This is a genomic window from Termitidicoccus mucosus (genome assembly GCF_038725785.1).
GTDB lineage: Bacteria > Verrucomicrobiota > Verrucomicrobiia > Opitutales > Opitutaceae > Termitidicoccus > Termitidicoccus mucosus.
This window is the reverse complement of the sequence record NZ_CP109796.1, coordinates 812,649-835,719: the sequence shown is the minus strand read 5'-3', so window position 1 is coordinate 835,719 and position 23,071 is coordinate 812,649. Positions and strand designations below refer to the sequence as shown.

17 protein-coding genes are annotated in these 23,071 nt (G+C 62.9%); 8 read left to right on the top strand and 9 right to left on the bottom strand.

Features of this window, described 5'->3' with window-relative positions; all coding sequences use genetic code 11:
- Window positions 1-40: 40 nt before the first annotated feature.
- From OH491_RS02915 to OH491_RS02885, 7 genes are all read left to right on the top strand, one after another.
- Entirely contained in the window at window positions 41-1,027 is a 987-nt protein-coding gene (locus OH491_RS02915; protein WP_334319152.1) for a TonB-dependent siderophore receptor, read from the top strand.
- A gap of 2 nt (window positions 1,028-1,029) precedes the next feature.
- Entirely contained in the window at window positions 1,030-2,400 is a 1,371-nt protein-coding gene (locus tag OH491_RS02910; RefSeq protein ID WP_084441959.1) for a TonB-dependent receptor, read from the top strand.
- A gap of 21 nt (window positions 2,401-2,421) precedes the next feature.
- Complete coding sequence (locus OH491_RS02905; RefSeq protein WP_334319153.1) at window positions 2,422-3,357, top strand: hypothetical protein; 936 nt, start codon at window positions 2,422-2,424, stop codon at window positions 3,355-3,357.
- Between the two features lie 51 nt (window positions 3,358-3,408).
- Complete coding sequence (locus OH491_RS02900; RefSeq protein ID WP_334319154.1) at window positions 3,409-3,543, top strand: hypothetical protein; 135 nt, start codon at window positions 3,409-3,411, stop codon at window positions 3,541-3,543.
- 166 nt (window positions 3,544-3,709) lie between these two features.
- Window positions 3,710-5,944 (top strand): NADP-dependent isocitrate dehydrogenase, encoded by a 2,235-nt coding sequence (locus OH491_RS02895; protein ID WP_068769407.1) that lies wholly within the window; start codon window positions 3,710-3,712, stop codon window positions 5,942-5,944.
- 155 nt (window positions 5,945-6,099) lie between these two features.
- Window positions 6,100-6,663 (top strand): cupin domain-containing protein, encoded by a 564-nt coding sequence (locus tag OH491_RS02890; RefSeq protein ID WP_068769408.1) that lies wholly within the window; start codon window positions 6,100-6,102, stop codon window positions 6,661-6,663.
- 440 nt (window positions 6,664-7,103) lie between these two features.
- Complete coding sequence (locus OH491_RS02885) at window positions 7,104-8,519, top strand: alkaline phosphatase family protein (RefSeq protein WP_334319155.1); 1,416 nt, start codon at window positions 7,104-7,106, stop codon at window positions 8,517-8,519.
- A 250-nt stretch (window positions 8,520-8,769) separates the two neighbouring features.
- Here the strand turns inward: OH491_RS02885 and OH491_RS02880 are convergent, their stop codons facing one another.
- Window positions 8,770-8,976: a hypothetical protein gene (locus tag OH491_RS02880; protein ID WP_068769837.1), complete on the bottom strand. Its 207-nt coding sequence runs from the start codon at window positions 8,974-8,976 to the stop codon at window positions 8,770-8,772.
- 21 nt (window positions 8,977-8,997) lie between these two features.
- Window positions 8,998-10,728 carry a sodium:solute symporter family protein gene (locus OH491_RS02875; protein ID WP_084441960.1) on the bottom strand — a complete coding sequence of 577 codons (1,731 nt, stop codon included), beginning with the start codon at window positions 10,726-10,728 and terminating at the stop codon, window positions 8,998-9,000.
- A gap of 224 nt (window positions 10,729-10,952) precedes the next feature.
- Here OH491_RS02875 and OH491_RS02870 point away from each other — a divergent pair, with 224 nt between their 5' ends.
- A complete protein-coding gene (locus OH491_RS02870; protein WP_068769411.1) occupies window positions 10,953-11,594 on the top strand; it encodes a methionine biosynthesis protein MetW in 642 nt (213 codons plus the stop codon).
- 129 nt (window positions 11,595-11,723) lie between these two features.
- Here the strand turns inward: OH491_RS02870 and OH491_RS02865 are convergent, their stop codons facing one another.
- The 7 genes from OH491_RS02865 to OH491_RS02835 form a co-directional block, all read right to left on the bottom strand.
- A complete protein-coding gene (locus tag OH491_RS02865) occupies window positions 11,724-12,932 on the bottom strand; it encodes an ABC transporter permease (RefSeq protein WP_068769412.1) in 1,209 nt (402 codons plus the stop codon).
- A 156-nt stretch (window positions 12,933-13,088) separates the two neighbouring features.
- On the bottom strand, window positions 13,089-13,865 hold the full coding sequence (locus OH491_RS02860) for an ABC transporter ATP-binding protein (protein WP_068769413.1): 777 nt from the start codon (window positions 13,863-13,865) through the stop codon (window positions 13,089-13,091).
- Between the two features lie 5 nt (window positions 13,866-13,870).
- Window positions 13,871-15,268: an efflux RND transporter periplasmic adaptor subunit gene (locus tag OH491_RS02855; RefSeq protein ID WP_068769414.1), complete on the bottom strand. Its 1,398-nt coding sequence runs from the start codon at window positions 15,266-15,268 to the stop codon at window positions 13,871-13,873.
- 287 nt (window positions 15,269-15,555) lie between these two features.
- Window positions 15,556-17,217: a bifunctional UDP-sugar hydrolase/5'-nucleotidase gene (locus OH491_RS02850; RefSeq protein ID WP_334319156.1), complete on the bottom strand. Its 1,662-nt coding sequence runs from the start codon at window positions 17,215-17,217 to the stop codon at window positions 15,556-15,558.
- Between the two features lie 160 nt (window positions 17,218-17,377).
- Window positions 17,378-18,742, bottom strand: coding sequence for a GDSL-type esterase/lipase family protein (locus tag OH491_RS02845; protein WP_334319157.1), 1,365 nt, complete (start codon window positions 18,740-18,742; stop codon window positions 17,378-17,380).
- 247 nt (window positions 18,743-18,989) lie between these two features.
- Window positions 18,990-20,813 carry a right-handed parallel beta-helix repeat-containing protein gene (locus tag OH491_RS02840; protein WP_342750850.1) on the bottom strand — a complete coding sequence of 608 codons (1,824 nt, stop codon included), beginning with the start codon at window positions 20,811-20,813 and terminating at the stop codon, window positions 18,990-18,992.
- Between the two features lie 164 nt (window positions 20,814-20,977).
- Complete coding sequence (locus tag OH491_RS02835) at window positions 20,978-22,882, bottom strand: glycoside hydrolase family 97 protein (RefSeq protein ID WP_068769417.1); 1,905 nt, start codon at window positions 22,880-22,882, stop codon at window positions 20,978-20,980.
- Window positions 22,883-23,071 lie beyond the last annotated feature (189 nt).

Here is a 23,071-nt window from a genome sequence, read left to right as displayed (position 1 = left end):
CGGCAATCCTCGGTGTTCCTCCAACTATATAATAAATCCAATGAATCCTTCTCATGAAATTCGTTATATATTATTAGCATGCGTGTTATGCGTGACGATGTGTGCGCCGGGCATTTCTCCGCTTGATGCCCAGGTCAGGCCGGCGTCGCCCGATAATGACTTTACGGATGTTGTGGTGCTTCCTGAATTCAGTGTTCAAGGGAAAGACGATGGTTCTTATCTGGCCACCGAATCCACTTCGGGGACCCGCATCGCCATGCCGATCTCCAGCCTGCCTTATTCCGTCCAAGTGTTGACGGCGGACTTTATCAATGATTTCCAGCTATTTGATCTCGATGAACAAGTGCCCTTTATCAGCGGCATGGCTCCGGGTGATCCGGCGACCGGCGGTGGCGGCGGAACGAGGCTTCGCGGGTTTAATGTGCCTTATTTTCGCAACGGCTTCTACCGCAGCCAGACGCCGGAATCAAACAGCATTGAGCGGGTCGAGGTGATCAAGGGACCGCAGTCCGCCATCTACGGGAGAGTTGCGCCCGGCGGCGTGGTGAATTATATCTCGAAAAAGCCCCAGACCAAGTTTCGCACGGGGATTGCGGCAATTGCCGGTTCATACGATTATAACCGAGTCGACGCATATGTGACGGGGCCCTTGGTGAAGGACAGGCTGTATTACCGCCTGGATGTCGCATATTACGACATGGAGAGGGCCACGGAATTCTGGTTTAACCGCACATTCAATCTATCCGCGGGTGTGACTTATAAAATATCCCCCAACACCTCCCTTACCTTTGAGGTTGAGCATACGGACAGAATGATGAACAACTATTACGCCCAAGCCAGATACATTGACCGCAGAGGATCCGACGACCCCGCGGACTGGGTAATCTCAGGCAGCGTGTACGACCTGCCTGACCGCCGGATTGCCGAGCGGCTGGTCAATTTCAACGTGAGCGGCGAGGAGCGCCGGACCAGCAGAAAAATGATTCATATTATATACAGCTTGAACACCGCCTGGCCCCGGACTTGAGCATGCGTGCCAACCTGGGTTATACAAGCCGTGACTTCTGGCAGCTTTGGCCGGGATCATTGGCGCTGTGGGACCCATATAACAATCGCTGGAGCAACACCGCCGGAACCGCCCAGGCCTATCGGACGAGCATGAATTACCAGACGATAGATTATGATCAATATGGAGGCCAGCTCGATTTCACCAAGACTTGGAAATCCCGCGTGAGGCAGCGCAGCCTGCTGACATTCGATTGGTTTAGAAACAAGCAGCACAACTGGCAGTGGGGACTGTCGGGGACAAACTTGATGAATGCCGTGATGTCCCTTGGCCTGGACAGCGCGGAGTGGCAGGGATGGAGGGCGGCGGATCCGTTTAACACCGAGCCCAAATACTCACTGCTGCCGTCTTTTGATCCAGGCGCGGGCTGGACAGGGACGGATGCCAGCACCTACAGCACCGATCTGACGTTCTACGGCGCGCTGTTCAATCATACAGTGGAGATGCTTGACGGGCGTCTGAACCTGACCGGCTCCATACGGCAGGATTTCTCTTCGATCAAGAACCGGCGGCCTCTGAGCGCCAATGGGAACTTGAGCAGCGCCAAAAGCAATGAAGACAATTTTTCTTACAGCGTCGGGCTGACCTACAACATCATTCCCAAAAAATTCATCGCCTACGCCAGCTATGGCACCTCGTTTAATCCAGAGCCGACGGTGGACCCAAACGTGGGGACCATTTATGGGAACACGACGGCAGAGGGCGGGGAAGTCGGATTCAAGGGCCTGCTCATGCAGGAACGGTTCTCCTACACCATTTCCTTTTATCAGGTTACGCAGGACAATGAGACGACAAGAAATCCCGAGTCCCTTATATATCCCGACGACACCACGATCCCTTATTATATCGACGGCGGTTCCACGCGGGGAAAAGGCATCGGGATCGATCTCTCCGGGCGTTTGCTCCCCGGCCTTACCATGATTGGAAATGCGTCATGGGTGGCGGCCGAGGTGGTCAAAAACATGGAGGATCCCTCCCTGGTGGGAACACGTCCGCTTAATATTCCGAGCCGCACGTTTGGCGTGGGCATGACCTACAGGCCGCAGCGCATCCTCAAGGGGACCCGGATCGGCGTCAGTTATAAATATATCGCGGAGGCGTTGCGCATAAGGGCGGTGGGGCGATCCAGTGGCAGCCTGGCGCGAACCGATTATCAAATCCCCTCCTCAAGCGACTGGTCCATGTTTGCCGGTTACGAGGTCAGGCTGCGGAACGGGATGCAGGTGGACTTTTCGGTCAACATTTTGAACCTCTTCGACAAGCGGACGATTTCGCAGGCGTCCTTTGGTCCGAATGGGCGCGAGGCGAGATTCACGGTGAAGGTTGCTTTCTAGCGCCAATCAGGAGTATCGGCGTTGGCCGTGGCCAGCGTCCGACAAGGAAAGAAGGGCCGGCAGGCAGGTCAACGGTCAACCCATCCGTTGGTTGCGCTTGCCGCCATTGCGTCATCTGTTCTGCCCATACGTCCCTGCCATGCCGGCAGGGCCAGTTTCCCCGCTTCCATGACCACCCATATCGCAAGACAACTGTTGGCTTTCGCCCTGTGCGCGGGAGGGGCTGTCAGCACGCTGCCCGCCCAGGTTTCCATTATCAGCGGCAAGGCATCCTCGCCGGCCGAGATCTCAGTGAGTGAGGTCTATGCACAAAACTTCGATTCCCTGCCCACCGCGGCTGCAACGAAACCGGACAAGGCCGGCGCGCTGGACTGGAAGAACAACGAAACCCTGCCGGGCTGGTTTCGGGATGTCGCCTCCTCAAAGGGAGACTTTTCCGGCAGCGGCGCCTACGTGGACGCCCCGGTCTTTTTCAATTACGGGATGGACGGGCAGGGCAATCGTTCCGTCGGCTTTCGCAGCACGCAGGGGCTTTACCGTGACGCGGCCGTGGCGGTCGTTTTTCAAAACAAGACGGAAACGCCCATCAAGGGCGTGAAAGTCGCTTATACCGGACGCCAATGGCGCCGGCAGAGTGAAGCCGCCTCGACGCTGGTGGTGGGGTGGCGCTGGCTCGGCTTCACCTTTGACGCCGGCACTTTTGCCCCGCGGGCAAAACAGTTTTGGACGGACGCACCGGACTCGTTGATATTCACCGCGCCCCGGACCTCGGGGGCCAATGTGCACAACGGCACCGCGCCGCAATGCATGCGCGAATTCGCCCCGGTCGAAATCGTCTTTGACCGTCCCGTGCCGCGGGGCGCCAGCTTTGCCATCCGTTGGTATTATCCCACCCATGCCAAATCCACCGGCAACGCGCTGGCGGTGGATGATGTGAAGATCGAGTTTATCCGGTGAGATTTCACCGGCCTCGATTTTTGGGCGGAGCCCGGACCGGAATCGGATTGCATGAGCCTGCGGCAAGCGAGCGGTGTCGCGGTGGCGTTGGCGGTCCGCGCGGATGCGCCGGTCCAGGAAATTGACGTCACCCGGCTCCGCGAAATCCTGCGCAGGCAGAAACAGGTGATCGGGCTGGCATTATGAGGTGGAGGCGGGGGCGGGCAGGGCAGGGGATGTCATCCCCTCCGTCATTTCCCAATCAGCACCGCGCTTTTCCACCTTTCCTGAATGCCTGCATTTTCCGTTTTTTTGACCGTGCATCGACAGGGGCTTTGCCCTCATGCTCATAACCCTTTCACACGCACCCATTATGTCGAACGCCACCCAGTCCACCATCATCTACACCAAGACCGACGAAGCACCCGCGCTTGCCACGTATTCGCTCCTGCCCGTCATCCAGGCGTTTACCAAGCACTCGGGCATCCAGGTCGAAACCCGCGACATCTCCCTCTCCGGGCGCATACTCGCCGCTTTTGCCGACCTCCTTCCTGAAAACCAGCGCATCGCCGACGCCCTCGCCGAGCTTGGCGCCCTCACGCTCAAGCCCGAGGCCAACATCATCAAGCTCCCCAACATTTCCGCTTCCGTCCCCCAGCTCAAGGCCGCCATCGCCGAACTCCAGGCGCTCGGCTACGCATTGCCGGATTACCCGGAGTCACCCGCCACCGCCGCCGACCGTGACGCCAAGGCCCGCTACGACCGCGTGAAGGGCTCCGCCGTCAATCCCGTCCTGCGCGAAGGCAACTCCGACCGCCGCGCGCCCAAGGCCGTCAAGGACTACGCCCGCAAGCACCCGCACTCCATGGGTGCCTGGTCGCCCGATTCCAAGACCAATGTCGCCACCATGGGCCAGGACGACTTTTTTGCCAACGAGAAATCCCACACCGTTCCTGCCGCCACCACCGTGAAAATCGTGTTCACCGGCGCCGACGGTTCGACCAAGACGCTCAAGGAAAGCCTTCCGCTCCTCGCCGGCGAAATCATCGACGCCACCATCCTCAGCAAGAAGGCGCTCGCCGCCTTCATCGAAACGCAGATCGCCCGGGCCAAGGCCGACGGCGTCCTCTTTTCCGTGCACCTCAAGGCCACCATGATGAAGGTCTCCGACCCCATCATCTTCGGCCACGTCGTCCGCGTGTTCTTCAAGAAACTGCTCGAAAAGCACGCCGCGACCTTCGCCCGCCTCGGCGTCGATCTCAACAACGGCTTCGGCGACCTCGTATCCAAAATCCGGACACTGCCCGAACCCGAGCGCGCCCTCATCGAGGCCGATATCGCCGCCGCCTACGCCGAAGGCCCCGCGCTCGCCATGGTCAACTCCGACAAGGGCATCACCAACCTCCACGTCCCCAGCGACGTCATCGTCGATGCCTCCATGCCCGCCATGATCCGCGCCGGCGGCAAAATGTGGGACGCCCAGGGCAAGATGCGCGACACGCTCGCCGTCATCCCCGACAGTTCCTACGCCGGCGTTTACCAGGCTGTCATCGATTTCTGCCGGCGGCACGGCGCGCTCGATCCCCGCACCATGGGGTCCGTGCCCAATGTCGGCCTCATGGCCCAGGCCGCCGAGGAATACGGCTCGCACAACAAAACCTTTGAAATTCCCGCCGACGGCACGGTGCGCGTCATCGACACCGCCACGGGTGAAACGCTTCTGGAGCACACCGTCGGGCAGGGCGACATCTGGCGCGGCTGCCAGACGAAGGACGCCGCGGTCCGCGACTGGGTGAAACTCGCCGTCAACCGCGCCCGCGCCACCGGCGCGCCCGCCCTCTTCTGGCTCGACCGCGAACGCGAGCACGACGCCAGCCTGCTCAAAAAAGTCCTCGTTTACCTTTCCGACCACGACACCGCCGGACTCGACATCCGCGTCCTCGCGCCCGCCGCCGCCTGCCGCGCCACCCTCGAGCGTCTCGTCCAGGGTCAGGACACGATCAGCGTCACCGGCAACGTCCTCCGCGACTACCTCACCGACCTGTTCCCCATCCTCGAAGTCGGCACCTCCGCCAAGATGCTCTCCATCGTTCCGTTGATGAACGGCGGCGGTCTTTTCGAGACCGGCGCCGGCGGCTCCGCGCCCAAGCACGTGCAGCAATTTCTCGAGGAAAATTATCTCCGCTGGGACAGCCTCGGGGAGTTCTTCGCCCTCGCCGCGTCCTTCGAGCACCTCGCGTCCGCCTTCAATCAGCCGAAGGCAAAAATTCTGGCCGACACGCTCGACGCGGCCAACGGCAAGTTTCTGGAGAACGACAAGTCTCCCGGACGCAAGCTCGGCACCATCGACAACCGCGGCAGCCATTTCTACCTCGCCCTTTACTGGGCGCAGGCGCTCGCGGAACAGAAGCAGGACGCCGGTCTCGCGAAGCTCTTCGCTCCCGTCGCCGAAAAGCTCGCGGCCAACGAAAAGCAAATCGCCGCCGAACTCCTCGCGGTGCAAGGCAAGCCCGTTGACATCGGCCCCTATTATCGTCCCGACGACGCCAAGGCCTCCGCCGCCATGCGTCCGAGCGAGACATTCAACAAAATCCTCGCCGGGATCTAGGGCCATTTACGAAGGAGAGGTTACGCGGCCAGCCGGAGCGGCGGTGTCCCCGCCGCTCCGGCTGGCCTCACTCTCGTTTATCCCCCTGGTTTCTTTTTAGCGCGAAATTTTGCTTGGCGGGAAACTCCGTGGTCGTTTAAACCACCGACCGCCCCATGAATATCGTAGAACTTGCCCAACGAATACGCACCGCCCGCGTCGGACGCGGATTGACGCTCGACCAGGTCGCCGAGTCATCCGGACTGGCCAAGGGATTGATCTCAAAAGTGGAGAACTTCCGCGTGACACCAACACTGCCGACACTGGTCAAGCTGTGCGAGACATTGGGCGTGCGCCTGTCGGAACTGGTGGACGGGCTCGAGGAAAAACCGAAGCTCTGCATCGTGCCGCGCGACAAGCGCAAGCAGATGGAGCGCGATGCCGCGAATTCCAACATCGTTTATTATTCGCTCGCCCATGGCCGCGCCCACCGGGCGATGGACCCGTTCGAGCTTCTGATTCCGGCGCATGGCGGACGCTCGGTGGCGATGCCCCACGAAGGGGAGGAGTTTCTCACCGTGCTGGCCGGACGGGTGGAATTTGAATTTGACGGGAAGGTGCATTCGCTCGCGACAGGAGACAGCCTGTATTTTGACGCCGAGACGGACCACCGCCTGTTCAACATGACAAACAAGCCGGCGCGCGTGCTCTGCGTGTTTCTTGAGCGCGGCGGTGCGTGATCACGGGCGACCTCGCAATGCCATGGCAATACGGACGGACGATGATATTGGCAATCATGCAGAAATTATCTGGATCCGGATAATTTCATCACCCGCCTCATCCTGCCCCCCGCCGTGTTGGGGGATCGCCCGATATGAAAGGTTTCTTGGGGAAGCCTAGAAAATGCTTGACCGCTAAATCAATTCAGCAATTATAAACGACAATCACCCCGCATCCACATCGAAGCAAAAAGGTTTTGTCCCAATGTTTCTTATCCGACAACATAAGCATATCCTAAAAAACATCCTTGGCTTGCCATTAATGGAAGCATCCAAGACGCGGTTACGCTTGGGATAAGGGCCGCGCGCGAAACACGACCAGTAGGTTCATTCGCCGGCTGTGGTAAATTTTGAGGAGCATCAAATATATTATGAAAATATTGATTTCAAAAATCACTGCCTTGGCAGCGCTCGTATGGGGGCCAGCGCATTTCGCATGCGCGAGTGCCGGAGTAACAACACCCGAGAAAGACCGGACGCTGATCATTGTCAGCATCGACGGGCTGCCGGCGGATTATATTGACAATGCCGCGGTGAAAATGCCGGTGTTGCACCGGTTGATCCGCGAGGGGGCGCGGGCGCAGACCATGATGAGCGTGTTTCCCACCGTGACATGGGCAAACCACACGAGCATGATCACGGGCGTCACCCCGGCGCGACATGGCGTGATCGGCAATTCCTATTACGACCGAAATACCGAGAAGGAGGTGATGCTGTTGTGGGATCCGGTCTTTGACAAGGACCAGATCGTCACCGCCCCGACACTGTATGATGTCGCCCACCGGGCCGGGCTCAAAACCGCGGGCATCTCGTGGCCGGCCAGCCGCAACGCGCCCGCCCTGGACTGGCAGATCCCGTGCGTGATCGACCAGACGTTGAACGACCAATACAGCACGCCTTCCTTGTTGCGAGAACTGGAGGCGAAAAAAGTTCCCTATCAACACAAGGGGTTGTGGGCATCCAAGCAACCGCCGGCCCATGACGAGCAAAAGCCGGAGCTGAGCAAGCGCGGCGCGGAGGGAAAGACGGAATGGGATCGCCTGCACACCCAAGTCGCGCTGCATGTGCTGGAGGCGCACAGCCCGAATCTGCTCCTGCTCCACTTCGACGCGGTGGATGCCTATCAGCACCAGTCGGGGCGGGACACGGAGTTTGCGTATGCCGCATGCGCGGAAGCGGACCGGATGCTCGGGCAAATCGTGGAGGCGGTCGAAAAATCCGGGCGCAGGGAGCGGACGACTTTGTTCGTCGTGTCCGATCACGGATTCAGGAGTTACCAGAAACAGATCAATATCAACATGGCGTTGCACGACGCGGGCTTGGTGAATGTATCCAAGGGAAAGGTGACCGGGGGCGATGTCGCTTTTGTTTCGATGGGCGGGGCCGCGGGGATTTATATCAAAAGCGGACGCGACCGTGATGCGATCATGAAAAAACTGCTGCCGGCCTTGAAGGAGGTCGAGGGCATCGAGGCGATCATGCTGCCCGATGATCTGGCGAAACGCGGGCAGGCGGTCGTCGGAAAAGACTGGCGGGCGGCGGACGTGATGCTGTCGGCGAAGGACGGCTATGCATTTTCCGCGAGGGTGAACCGGTCCTCCGTGATTTATAAAATATCAGACACCAAGGGCGCGCATGGCTATCTGCCGGACAGCCAGAAGCTGAAGGCGTGTTTTGTCGCGTGGGGCGCGGGCATAAAGGCCGGTGTGACACTGGGTGAAATCAACAACACCGACGTCGCGCCGACGGGGGCGTCATTGCTGGGGCTCTCGCTGCCGGACACGGACGGCAGGGTGCTGGACGAAATCATGAAGTGAAACCACCGCCGTCCCACAGGAAGGGCGGTTCGCGGCCTGACGCAAGGTCAGGCCCTACGGTGCCAACGCCGCCGCGGAATGCCGCTGGTGCGACAGTGCCCGTAGGGCTCGACCTTGCGTCGAGCCGCGCCTGTGAATGGGCATTGCCATGCCGTGGGATGCCTCATGGGCTGGCAGGCCAAAAGCCAAAATACCCAACACGATAATAATGGGACGACCGTCGGCACGCGGCGGTCGTTCATTCTGTCTGCTACGATTTGTTTTTTCCGCGTTTTGCCAGAAACAGCATCGCCAGGCCGAACACGCCGAAAACAACGCCCGAGGCGATGTTGATATTCAGCCCGTAATTATGGTGCGCGGAGTAGATTGCAGGGTCGGAAACGAACCCGTAGATGAGCAGGATCACTCCCAGAATCAGAAAGAGAAGACCCATCGGGAGGCGGACGTCGAGTTGCATGGTTTTGCGCAAGGTTGAGGGTTAGAAGAAGAGGATGTTGAGCACGACGGCGCACAGGAGCACCACGGTGCCGAACACCGCCGGGCGTTTCCACCAGGCCGTGTCGTGTTCCTTGATCTTTTCCGTGAGCGAATAGACCAGACCGCGCAGTTCGTCATCGGTCTTGGTGCGTTTGGTCGCGAGCGAGACGAGGATGGTGATTACGAAGCAAGTGCTCCATGCCCAGATCGCGGTCCAGAAGTTCTGCGCCATTTCGCTCGGGTAAACGTGCTGGATCGAGAGCCAGCCCCCCTTGATTCCGGCCACGGCTTTTTCCGGCAGCGAGAGACCGTGATGGATGGCGGCGGCGACCGTGCCGAGCACGAGCCCGGAAAACGCCGCGTGGCCGGTCGTGCGGCGCCAGAACATGCCGAGCAGGAACGTGGCGAAGAGCGGCGCGTTCACAAAGGCGAACACCAGTTGCAGCACGTCCATGATATTGTTGAAGGCCGCCGCGAAATACGCCGCGCCCATGCTGAAGAGGATGCCGAAAACGGTCGTCCAGCGACCGACGTTGAGGTAGTGCCGGTCGGAACCGTCCTTCTTGATATAGCTCTGGTAAATGTCGTAGGTGAAGACGGTATTGAAGGCGGTCACGTTGCCCGCCATGCCGCTCATGAACGAGGCCATCAGCGCGGTCAGGCCGATGCCGAGCATGCCGGTGGGAAAATAATACGAGAGCATCGTCGGCACGACCAGGTCATAGTCGAGGCTGTCGCCCTTGGCGGGCAGGTGGAAGCTGCTGTCGGCCATGCTGTGCATCGCGATGGCGATCATGCCCGGCGCGATCACCAGCGCGGGGAAAAGCATCTTGGGAATCGCCGCGAGAATGGGGGTGCGTCGCGCCGCGCCCATGTCCTTCGCGGCCATGGCGCGCTGGATGACAAGAAAGTCCGTGCACCAGTAGCCGAACGAAAGCACGAAGCCCAATCCCATCGCCAAGCCGAACCACTCCACGCCCATCGGATTGGTCGCCGGCGAGCCGGTGAAGCTCCACGAGTGCGTCCACGCATCGCTGGCGAAGCCGGCGTTTTCCGCCACGGGCATGAGCTTCGTTTTCAGTCCCTCCCAGCCGCCGACGTTTTTGAGGCCGAGCAGCACAAGCGGCAGGAAGCCGAACACGATGAGGAAAAACTGGAGCACCTCGTTGTAGATGGCGGAGGTGAGGCCGCCCATGAGAATGTAGGCGAGCACGATCAGCCCGGAGACGATGATGCAGCCGTGGAAGTTCCAGCCGAGGATGAGGTTGAGGAGCTTGGCCAGCGCATACATCGAGATGCCCGAGGACATCACGGTCATGCCGGCGAAGGTGAGGGCGTTGAACCCGCGCGTCTTCTCGTCGAAGCGCAGCTTCAGGTATTCGGGCACTGAGCGCGCCTTGGAACCGTAATAAAACGGCATCATGAAGATGGCCACGAAGATCATCGCGGGAATCGCGCCGATCCAATAAAAATGGCTGGTCATGATGCCGTACTTGGCGCCCGAGGCGGCCATGCCCATGACCTCCTGCGCGCCCAGATTGGCGCCGATGAAGCCCAGCGCGCAGATCCACGCGGGCAGCGAGCGGCCGGATTCGAGGTAGTCCTTGGTGCCGGTCATCTGCCGCCGCAGCACCCAGCCGATGCCGAGCACGAAGGCGAAATAAATGCCGATAATGAGATAATCGACGAATTTAAGCTCAAGGGTCGTAATGCTTGCCAGAATGGTGGGCATGGTCGGTAGAGTTTGCAGGGGCGATGCAGAGGCCGCCTGACAGCCTCCGCGAACAGCCTGTCGAGTAAGAGGCAATCGTTTCGTGCCGCAAGTGTATAAATACGGATTTCCTGTCCTTCGCGCGCCCTCCGCAGGTTTCCTTGGAAACCCGGTACTTATTGCAGGCCAATGACACTGAACTTCTGGCTGGATGAGAAGGGCAGGGCGGTATCTGCTATCCGTCGATGCAGAAAACCGCCGCCAAACGTTCCGTGGACATGCAGGTCATCGCCGACTGGGTGGAGCCGCGCTCGCGCGTGCTCGACCTGGGCTGCGGCCGCGGCGTGCTGCTCGAATCGCTCGTGCAGTCGAAGGAGGTGTTCGCGGTCGGGGTGGACCTCGACGTGGAGAAGATCGCCGCGTGTATCCGGCGCGGCATTACGGCCTACCAGGGTGACATGATGGCGTTCATGCGCGCGTTTCCCGACCGGCATTTCGACCGCGTGATCTGTTCCCGCACGCTGGAGGAGGTGGACAATCCGGCGGCCGTGATCGACGAGGCGTTGCGCGTGGGCGGCGCGGTGACGGTGGGGTTCATCAATTACGGGTATTGGAAAAACCGGCTCGGCATGCTCTGGCGCGGACGCAAGCTGCGCAACGCCGTCTTCACCACCGAGTGGCATGAGAGCCGTCCGGCGAATCCGGTGAGCGTGGCCGATTTCGAGCATTTTTGCGCCAGCAAACGCATTCGCGTGGTTCGCCGCGTGATGCTGCGCGGCGACTGGAAAACGTCGTGCGGCTGCCGGCCCAATCTCTTTGCCGGCTACGCGCTCTACGATCTGACGCGCAGGACCACCGGCGCGCCAGGCACCGGGATGCGGCCTTAAGGGGGCGAGAGTCAGCGGCGCTTCGCGCCTTCTTTTTCGACGGCAGGCAGGGATGCCTGCGCTACGGCGCGCTGCCGCGCGAATTTGCTGACGGTTTCTGGAAAATAGTCTTTGGGACTGGACAATCGCTCACTCGTAGCGCAGCGCGTCGATGGGGTCGAGCTGGGCGGCTTTGCGGGCGGGATAGAAGCCGAAGAAGATGCCGATCAGCGCGCTGAACGCGAAAGACACCACGACCGCGGGCGTGGAGACGAGCACGGGCCAGTGTTTCCAGACAGCAATGGTCTGCGAGGCGGCGAAGCCGAGCAGGATGCCGAGCGTGCCGCCCAGCACGCTGAGCACGACGGCCTCGGTGAGAAACTGGAGCAGGATGTCCTTGCCGTGCGCGCCGACCGCCATGCGGATGCCGATCTCGCGGGTGCGCTCCGTCACGCTCACGAGCATGATGTTCATGATGCCGATGCCGCCGACGACCAGCGACACCACCGCCACGGCAAGGATGAGCATGCGCATGGTCTCGGAGGATTTGTTGGCCGCCTCGGCGATCTCGATCTGGTTGACGACGGTGTAGTCGGGCTCGCGGCCCTTGCGGCGTTGCTGGAGCAGGTCGTTGATGTCGTTCTGCACCCGCTTCATCACGTTTTCGTTCTGCGCCTGGACGGTGATGGCGCTGATGCGGTCGCGCTTGGTGACGCGTTTCATCGCGGTGGTGTAGGGGATGATAACGATGTCGTCCTGGTCCTGCCCGCCGGCGTTGAAGCCCTTGGCGCTGAGCACGCCGACGATGCGCAGGGGGATGTTGCGCACGCGGAGCGTCTGGCCGATCGGGTCGATGCCGGGGTAAAGCTGCTCGGCTACGGTGTTGCCGATGACGCATACCTTGGCGGTGGTGCGCACGTCCTGATCAGTATAAAAATCCCCGTAGGCGAGAGGCCAGGCGCGGATGGAAGGAAAGTCGGCCGATTCGCCCTGGATGAGCGAGCGCCAGTTGAGTCCGCCCGCGATGAGCTGCGTGTAATCGCGCGTGGTGGGGCTGGCGCCGATCACGCCGGGCACCTCGAGTTTGATGGACTCTGCGTCCTCGACGGTGAGCGAACTGGCGGAGCCCCAGCCGCCGCGCACGCCGCCGGTGGTGAAGTTGCCGGGGAAGACGGTGATGAGGTTCTGGCCGAGGCTGGCGATCTGCGCCTCGACGGTCGCCTTGGCGCCGCTGCCGAGGCTGACGGTGGTGATGACCGCGCCGACGCCGATGATCATGCCGAGCGCGGTGAGCGTGGAGCGCATCTTGTTTCGGCGCAGGGCGCGGAGGGCGATGATGATGGTGGAGAGGAGGCGCATGGGGAGGGAAGTGACAAGTATCAAGTGACAGGTATCAAGATGTCGGATACTTGGGCGGCGTGACGAGGAGGCGGGAGAGGGCGGGACGGGGAAGAGGACATGGTGTGATTCTTGTCACTTGTCACTTGATACTTGTTACTTCGCTCTTGGCATTTGTTACTTCGCTCCGTCGCCGTCGTGCAGTTTGGCCTCGGCCTCGGCCTGGGTGAGTTTGCGCATTTCCTCGGCGGCGCTGAGTCGGTTCTGGACAAGGATGTCGCTTACGAGCCGGCCGTCCCGGAGGATGAGGTTGCGTTTGCAGTAGTGGGCGATGTCGAGCTCGTGCGTGACCATGAGGATGGTGATGCCCTGGTCGTTGAGTTTCTGGAAGACGCCCATGACCTCCACGGAGGTCTTGGTGTCGAGGTTGCCGGTGGGTTCGTCGGCGAGCAGGACCTGCGGGCGGTTGACGAGGGCGCGGGCGATGGCGACGCGTTGCTGCTGTCCGCCGGAAAGCTGGCTCGGATAATGGTCGAAGCGCTTCGCGAGGCCGACGATTTCGAGGGCATCCATCGCGCGGCTGCGCATCTCGGCGCCGGAGACGCGCTCATACCCGTAGAGCATGGGCAGTTCGACGTTTTCGAGCGCGGTGGTGCGCGAGAGGAGATTGAAGCCCTGAAAAACGAAGCCGAGCTTCTGGTTGCGGATGTCGGCGCGCTCGTTGCGGCCGAGTTCGGAGACGTTCACGCCATCGAGATAATAATTGCCTCCGGACGGGCGGTCGAGGCAGCCGAGCGTGTTCATGAGCGTGGACTTGCCGGAGCCGCTCGCCCCCATGAGCGCGACGAATTCGCCGGGATAGATATCGAGCGTCACTCCGCGCACGGCGCGGACCTCGATTTCACCGTTGCTGTAGGTTTTCTGGATGTCCTCGAGTTTGACGACTGGGCGCATGGGAGTTACCGGCGGATGCGTTGTTGCTGGAAGGGGCTGCTGGTGGCGGCCGCGGTGGTGGTGGTGCCGTCGGCAAGATAGGCGTTGGTCACCACGATGTCGTTTTCCTCCAGGCCGCTGACGACCTCGGTCGTGGTGCCGTCGCTGATGCCGAAACGGGCTTCGCGGGAGGTGATCTTCAGGTTCGGCAGCGGGCTGGCGAGCATGTAGACGGTGCGCGGAGTCGGACGCGCGGAGGTGCCGCCGGATGAGGCTTCACCGTCGCGGCGGCGAAAACGACCGGAACCGAAGTTTTCGGGCAGGGCGAGTCCGCGTTCGGAGGCGAGTTTCCTGAGTTTTTCCAAATCTTCCGCGACGATCGGCTGGCCCCGGGTGAAGGTGACGCCGGCTTCCTGCATGAGCGACTGGATTTGCTCGCGGCTGGCGAGGATGGGCTCGGAGGCGGAACCGCCGCCGGGTGCGCCGTCGAGGAGGGATTCGGGGATGCGGGCGCGGAGGGCGGCGTTGGCGATTTTGAGGACATTGTCGCGGCGCGCGGTGATGATGGAGACGTTTGCCGTCATGCCGGGTTTGAGGCGCAGGTCGCGGTTGTCCACCTCGATGATGGTGGAATAGACGACGACGGACTGCGCGGTTTTGGGGAGGTTGCGGATTTGGGAGACTCTGCCGCGAAACTGGCGTTCGGGATACGCGTCCACGGTAAACGTGACGTCCTGCCCCTCGGCGATGGCCCCGATGTCGGCCTCTGAGACATCGGCGCTGATCTGCATTTTAATGAGGTCGGTGATGAGGGTGAAGAGGGTGGGGGCGTTGAGGCTGGCGGCGACAGTTTTGCCGGGCTCGGTCTGGCGGTCGAGGACGATGCCGGTGATGGGCGCGGTGATGGTGCAGCGTTCGAGGTCAACTTTCGCGGTGCTGACGTTGGCCCGCTGGATGGCGAGCTGCGCGTCGGCCTGCTTGAGGAGCGCCTCGGCCTGGTCGAGGTCCTGTTGCGAAACGAGGGATTTTTTGAAGAGCTCGCGGGTGCGCTCGGTGTTGAGGCTCGTGAGGGTGTAATTGGCCTGGGTGTTGGCGAGCTGCGCCTCGGCCTGCGTGTGTTTCGACTCGTAGGTGGCGGGGTCGATGCGGGCCAGGACATCGCCTTCCTTCACGGGCGAATTGAAATCGACCAGCACCTCGAGGATCTTGCCCGAGATTTGCGAGCTCACATCGACGCTGGTCGGCGCCTCGAGAATGCCGGTGGCGGTGATGCTCTGGATCACGTCGCCGCGAGTGACGATGGTGGTGATGATTTCGGGCGGCTTTTCGTTGCTGCGCTTCCAATACCAATATGCGCCGCCTGCGATGGCCGCGAGCAGGATGATGGTGATGATGGTGCCGCCGGACTTGCTGGATTTTGCCATGGAGTGATCGGGAGAGGGGAAAGGTGTTGAGTTGAATGGAAATAAATTGGGACGCGAGACTGTTTTACAAGCCCGCGTCCCTGACAGTGCGAGTTAAGACGCAATGCGGGAAAATAAGGTGACCGGAAATTTTGGGGAAAGTTACGCCGCGCGGATGCGACGAACGCCGGCCTTTCATGGCAACATTCTGATGGATTTGGAGTTTCCAATATCGGCGCGCCATGGCGCGCCGGCGCCGGACGGCGGAGGGCTTGTCCGGCGTCCGGCGGCAAGGCGGGGCGGGCGAGTCAATGCACGATGCGCCAGTTGTTATCCGGCTCGGCGGGGATGGTTTTGTTTTTGGTCACCCAGTCGATGATGAGGTCGCGGATCTCGGCGCCGGAACGCATCAACACCGGCGCGCCCTTGAGCATGGTGTAGCCGCCGCCGCCGTTGTAGCGATAGTTGTTGATCGCGAGACGGAGCTTGCGGCCGGGCGCGAGCGGCTCGCCTTTGAAAACAAGGTTCCGGATGCGGTCGCCGGGCGCGCGGCGGAGGTCGATCTCGTAGGAGACGCCCGCGGCCATGTCGAAATTGTAGGCGGGGATTTCCGGGTTCATGAGTTGGGCGGGCGTCCTGCCGGGTTCGTAGGGGAGAAAGAATCCGGCGGCATGCTCGAGCGCGGCTTTCAGTTGCGCGCCCGTGATTTCGACGACGTAGAGCGTGTTTTCATAGACGTAGATCGCGGCGATGTCGCGCACCGTCACGTCGCCCTCGGGAATGAAGGCGCTGCGGTTGTAGTTGGCGGCGAGCGACACGTCGGCCTGGCCGGTTTCGAGTTGCACGCGCTGGATGAGGTCGATGAGCGCGGTGTCGCGCAGCGAGCCTTCCCGCGCATCGAGGGCACGCGCGCTGACGCCGATCTTGGTGTCAAGCCAGGCCTGGGCCTCGTCGTGATAAGGGCGGATGAGCGCGAGGATGGCCTCGTCGGCGGGGATGCCGGCGTGGACAGGTTGGGCGCGGGCGGACTTGGCCTGGAGTTTCCATCCGCCGGATTCCTCCTGCGCAAAGAACAACTCCGCCTTCACCAGATGGTTGCCCCAGTATCCGGCCTGGGTCAGGAGCACCCCGTTGGCGGAGAGCGCGGACACGGTGCGGTGCGTGTGCGCCATGAGAATCAGGTCGATGCCCGGCACTTGGCGCGCGATGGCGAGCGCGGCGTTTTCGGCGGCGGGACGCAGGGGGCTCGCGGGCTCGACGAGCGCGGGATCGCCGTCGATGCCCATGTGCATGGCGACGACAACCGCATCCACGTGTTCCTGCTCGCGGAGGATGCGCACGTATTTTTCCGCGACGCCGACGGTTTCGAGGAATTCGAGTCCCGCGTAGTGCTCCGGGTCCTCCCAGCGCGGGATGCCGGGCGTGGTCAGGCCGAGAATGCCGATGCGCACGCCGCGGACTTCCTTCACGAGATAGGGGTCGTAGGCGGGCTTGCCGGTGGACTTGGCGATGGTGTTGGCGGAGAGCCAGGGAAACGAGGCCTCGGAGCGCGCCTTTTGGAGCACGGCCAGGCCGAAGTTGTATTCGTGGTTGCCCGGGACCATCGCGTCGTAGCGGAGCGAGTTCATCGCGAGCATCATCGGATCGGTCGGCTCGTTGTGCCTGCGGTTATGATAATAGACCATGGGCGTGCCTTGGATGGTGTCGCCGCAGTCGATGAGCAGCAGGTCCGGGTCGTCCTTGCGCTCGCGCTGGACGAGCGTGGCGATCTTGGCAAGGCCGACCTCGGCGGCCTTGCCGGTGTAGTAATCGACGGGATACACGCGGCCGTGCAAATCGGTGGTGGAAAGCACGGTGACCTTGACAGTTGTCCCGGCGGCAGCGAGCCACGCGGCGGAGAATCCGAGGATGACGGCGAGCGCGAGCCGGGCGACGAGGCCGGAACGCGGGAAATGCGGGTGATGTTTCATCGGGAACAAACGGGGAGCGCGGATGCGCTCCCCGCGGACGAGCATGCCTTGCGCCGCGGTCCGCGCAAGCCGTTCGCCGCCGAATTTTCGCAACTGTCACGCGATTGACCGCCGATTGACGCGCAGGCGGGGCGCCGGGCCGGGGAATATCCCGTGTGCATCAAGGAGCCGGCGCGGTGAGCACGGGGGCGGCGACTGGCTCGCCCACGATCAGGAAGCCGCACAGGTAGAGCACGTGGCCGTCGTAGGCGGAGGTCCCGGCACCGGCGCTGGTGACGGCGTCGGGCGTCGGGTCGGCGACGTTGACTCCGGCCTTTTTCATGATGGCGGCCTTGTTGATTTTTTCGGCCAGAAGCTCGATGCGCACGGTGTGCTCGGAATCGGAGAGCATGTTCTGGAAAAACCACGGTTTCAGCGGATGGCGGCCCGGGGTGGAAAACGAGTCGAAGAGCGTGTCCGTGGCGACAGGCTGGCCGTCGATGAAACAGCGGAATTTCCCGTTGTCGGCGCCTTTCAGGCCGATGAGCCCGATGCGCGTGCCTTTGAAACGGAATTCCGCGGTGGCGCCCGGAGTGAACGCGACCCAGATGGGCGGCGCCATGCTCCCGGCTTGCGCGGCGACGGTGTCGCGGGGGGCGAGTTTGCGCCATGCGGAAGCGGCCTGCGCCGTGGCGGCGGAGTCCGGGATGGTGACGAGTTGAGCGCGCTGCCAATTGTCCGCCGTGAGCGGAGCGGCGATGGCATGCGGGCCGGGCCGGCCGGTTTCCAGAATTGGCGGAAGCGTGCGTTTGAGCGTGGCCGCGTAAATGCGGTGGCCCGCGTCGGTCGGGTGGGTTTTGTCGCGCGTGAAAATGAGGCGGCCTTGCGCGTCGTTGCCCGCGGCGTCGGCTTTCACGGACGAGGGGGCGTGAAAAACGAGCGTGCCTGCCTCGTCGCGCCGCGCCACCTCGACGCCGAACTGCACGGACGGGATGCAGTAATGCGCGGCGACTTTTTCCATGGCGGCGGCGGAGGGCGGATATTCGCCGGCCTTGATGCGTTCGAGCATGTTTATCGTGAGGGTGTAAACGAAGCAGATGTCGGTGCCCGGCGAGGCCGCCCAAGTCTGGCGGACGATGCCTTCCATTTGCGCGGCGATGGCGTCGGTCCGCTGGCCGCTGTCGTTCACGGCAAATTCGACGAAGAGCAGGTCGGGTTTGTGCCGGAGGACATCGCGCTGGAGCCGCGCCGCGCCGTAGTTCGAGCCCGTGCCGGAAACGGCGGCATAGATTTCGGTGAAAGCAGCCTTGGGAAAAACACCGCGCAAAATTTCCAGCGTGTGCACGCGCCAGCCGTTGGCGGCGGTGATGCTGCCGCCGAGAAACGCCACGCGCACCTGGCCGCCGGCGAGTGCCTTGGCGCGGGCATTGGGCAGGCCGTCGCGCGCGGAAAACTCCGGCGGCAGCGCGGCGGCGCGAAGCATGGCTCCGCACAAAAGGAGCGCGAACGCGGCGCTGATGAATCGAGGGAGGCGGGAGGCAGTCATGATGAATGAGTGCATGAGTATAAAAACGGCGGGCGGACGGGAGTGCGATGGGAGTGATGGGACTGACGTCATTTACGAATAAAAATGGCGCCACAGCTGCCATTGGGTAGGGCGAGGCGTCCCGCCGAGCCGTTGGCGGCTTGCGGCTCGGCGGGACGCCTCGCCCTACCCAATGGGACAAGCTTGTTCATAAATGGCATGACACGACAAATCGGGCGGATAGACCGGATGTTTTTCGGAGAGAGCGTCATGGGCTCGCGGGTTCCGCGCGCACGACGATGGCTTGTCCCGGCGCGACATGCGTGGCCGCCGCGCTGGCGGGGTCGGCGGTGAGCACGGCCGCGCCGGCGCGCCCGCTGATGCGGTTGCGCTCCAGCCGAGCGTCACGACAGTGGACCAGCTCGAACGCCGTCGCCTGCCGGTTGAGCGCAGGGAAGTCGTCGGCGTAGTCGATGACGTTGTCCGAAAACTCCAGCCCGTGCACGGAACGCGCGAGCAGCACGCCGGTGTCGCAGAGACGGAAGCGGTTTTCGAGGATGCGGATGTTGCGATGATAAAATCCCGCGCCGGGCGGCGTCTCGACTTCCGGGTCGAGGTCGATGGCGGCCTGCCCGTAGGCGCAGCGCATCGGGTTGAGGAACGTGTTGCCCTTGATGAGCACGTCGGCCACCGGGCCGGACTCAAACCAACTGCGCGCATCGCCCGACACGCGGATGGCCGAGCCGGTGGCGTTGAAGACGTTGTCCTCGATCACGACCCGCCCCTGCGTGCTCACGAGGATGCTGCGCGCGCGGTTGCCCGAGACGCGGTTGCGGCGGAAGACCACATCGGCGGTCCACGAGATGTTTTCGAGCGCGTCGAGCGGCTCCGCTTTTTCCGCGAGCGGCCCGTCGAATGCGAGCAGCAGCCCGTCGGGGCCGCGCCGTTCCACGCGCGTGACGACGGCCTCGGCGGCGGGCATGAGCGTGCCCTGGCTCACCAGCCGCACGCGGTCGCCCGGCTCGACGACGGTGAATCCTTGCGCCTGGAAATGCGCCATCCGCGCCAGCAGGCGGCGGTCATCCATGCGGCGCAGGACTTGCAGGTAAACGCCGTGGACGTTCATGGCGTCGTCGAGCATGTTGCGAAACTCGCCGTCCTCGATGAGCACGCGCCCGCGGCAGCCGACGAAGTGCGTGGCGTCGTAGTTGGTCGAGACCTGGCGGCCCGCCTTTTCGCTCGGCACGACGGAGAAGCGCCGCAGCGTCACGTCCTCGCAGCGCTGCGCCAGCAATCCCATGCCCGGCGCGTGATGCACGGTGATGGCTTCCAGCGAAACGTTTTTTGATTTTTCCAGAAAAAACGCGGGCGCGGCGCGCAGGTTGCAGCGCAGGAAAACGATATTGCCCACCGCCGGGGGCCGCCGCAGCGCGCCGCCGCCGGTCACGTCGAAGCGCACCGTGCGCGCTCCCGTTTGCGTCGCGTGATAACGAAACCCATAGGTGTCGCCGGAGCCCGCCGCCTGGCCGCTTCCGTCCGCGGCGAACTCGCACCACGAGTCCATCGGCAGCCGCTCGCCGTCGGCGCGAATCACGAACGCCCCGGCATCCACCTCGAACGGTTCGTCCGCGGGCACGCGCACCTCGAAGCCGCGCGCGTCCGCCGCCAGCACTTCGCCTTCGTAGAGCAACGGCGGCGACCAGTCGATGACGATGTCGCGCACGCGCACGGTTTCGGATTCCTCGATCAAGAACGGCGTCACGTTTCCGTGCATCACGAAACGCGCGCCGCGTCCGTCGATGGTGACGGCTTTCGCGCCGCTCAGGTCAAAGACAAAACGCCGCGGCGCGCGACTGTTGTCGTGGTTCGAGACGTAGCGCACGAGCGGGCGCGCGTGCTCCGGATAAAAATGATATTCGCCCGGCGCGAACACCAGCGTGCCGCCGTCCGGCGCGGCCATGAGCGCGCGCAATGCCGCCCGCGCCGCTTGCGTGCAATCCTCCTTCGTCCCCGGCCGCACGCCGAAATCCGCCGCGGCGATCTCCGCCGCGCGCACCACCGGGACCGTCAACGTGAGGACGGTCGCGAACACGGCGAGGAGGCTGGAAAAGTTGCACGGACATTCCTGTGTGCGCCTGGACTTATGGAGGGCCGAGCTCCCGCGAGGCCGTCGCCGGAAAATGCTGCGTTCAACCACGACGGCCTCGCGGGAGCTCGGCCCTCCACCAAAAGCGCGGAGCCATTGGTTTCCCGTTTTCATTTCGCCGGCACGAACCTCAACAGCGCCCCGTCGCCGCGTTGCAGTTTCAGCGCGATCACGCTGTCCCGCGTGACGCGCTTCAATTCCTCGCGGCGCAGCGGCGCTTTTTCATCCATGCCCGCGCTTGCGTTTGCATTGTTTCCCACCACGACGGCGTCAAACACGCCGCCGCCCAGAAAACCGAGGTCGAGCGCGGCGATGTCGCGCGGTTCCGCGTTGAGCACCGCCACCCACCACTCGCCTGCGCGCCGCCGGGCCAGCACGGCGCACTCGCCGATGGCGGACGGCGCGAGCACGCGGGTCTCGTCCCATTCGGCCGGCAGCGCCTTGAGCAGGTCCAGCGCGGGGGCGCAGCGCGCGTCGGTGAACAGCATTTCGGGAAACTCCGCGATCACCTGCAACGGCGACAGGAACGCCGCCGTCGTGGCGAGCTGGTGCGCCCAGGTGGTCGCGCCCGGATAGGAAAAGCCGAGCGGCGTGTAATCGCCCGGGCCGACCACGAGCCGCGTGAAGGGCAGGGCGCAATTATGCTCCGCCGTGATCGGCCCTTCCTTCATCCCGTTCAATTCCAGCCCGCGAATCGCCTCGCGCGTCAGCTGGTTGGGCCAGGTGCGCGTCTCGCCGGTCGGCTTCTGGCAGCCGTGGAAAAACACGAGCAGCTTTCGCTTCGCCGCCTCGCGCATGATGGCGGTTTGCAGGTCGACCATGTCCTTCGACTCCGCGTTGAAAAAATCGATTTTCGTCCCGGCCGCGCCCGCCGAGGCGAGTTGGTCGAGGTAGGCGCGCAGGTCCGCGTATCCATTTTCCGGATTTATCACGTCCTGCATGTGCCGCCAGAGCAGGACGCCCACGTTCCGTTCGCGTCCGAATTTCACCAGTTCGCGCACGCGCGCCCACGGGTCGTCCCATTTCAGCCAGCCTTCATCCACGAGCGAATACTCGAAGCCCAGTTCCGCCGCCCGGCGCACCACCTGAGCCTCTTCGTCCGGCGTGCCGCAGCGGTGCTGGCTCCACCAGAACCACGTCACGCGCCCGGCCTTTATCCACGAACTGTCGGCAAACAGCGCCGCGTCCGCCGCCGGGCTGAGCGCCTCCAGCACGTCGGTGGTGCCGACCAGCGCGTCGAGGGTTTTCGCAAAACGCACCACCCGCCACGGGGACACCACCTCGCCCACGACGGAAAATCCTTTTTCACCCTCGGTGAAATCCGCGCGCGCCGCGCCGTCCTTTGTCGCGAGCAGGCGCATGCCGCTGTAGTCGCGCAGACCCGCCTCGGTGAAGACCAGCCAGCCGCCGGCGTCCGGCAGCTCCACGACCAGCGGCGGACACTGCACCGGCCCGGCGCGCGAGACCTCGGGAAGATTGGCCCATTCCGTGCGCATCCAGTAGCCCGCGTAGCTTTTCAGTTTCCAGGCGTTGGGGCGCTCCGAGAGCCAGACCGCGCAGCCATCCACCGGGCGGAATTCCGACGCCTCGGCGGTGACACGTTGCGCGATGCCGGCGCCATTGGATGCGGGCGCGGGCGGCACGACATAGCGCCATGCAAACGTGTCGTCCGACATGCGCGCCTCGATCCGCCATTCGCGTTTGCTTTTCGGATCGCGCAGCGTCACGGCGAGTTCGTTGAACGCGATGGACACCGCCCCGCTGCGGTTGCCGCGCACGGGAAACGTTTCCACGCGCCGCGATGTTTTTTGCGAGACAACCTCCGCGCCCGGGCCGAAGTGGATGCCGTCCACCGTGATGCCCATGGACGCGTCGCGCGTGACCGGGCGCTGGCCGGCTTCGAACCGGTAGGCCGACGCGGTGCCGCCGGGGTCGAAGGACAAGACGGCGCGGTTGCCGCCGGCGGGACCGGCAAGCGTGAGGGTTGAAGCCAGAAGGACGGAGGTGGCGATCATGACGGGTGAATGGGATGGACTCGGGAGAGGTGGGCTGGCTGTTGCGGTTGAAAGCAGGCCGACGACCTTTGCAGCGTAGGCGGGTTGGGGCGGCGGGCGCATTCAAAATTCAGGTCAACCGTTGAACCGAGGTGCGGAAAGTGATGCCAGTGCCTTTGACATCGCTATCGAAACGCATCGGGGAAAACA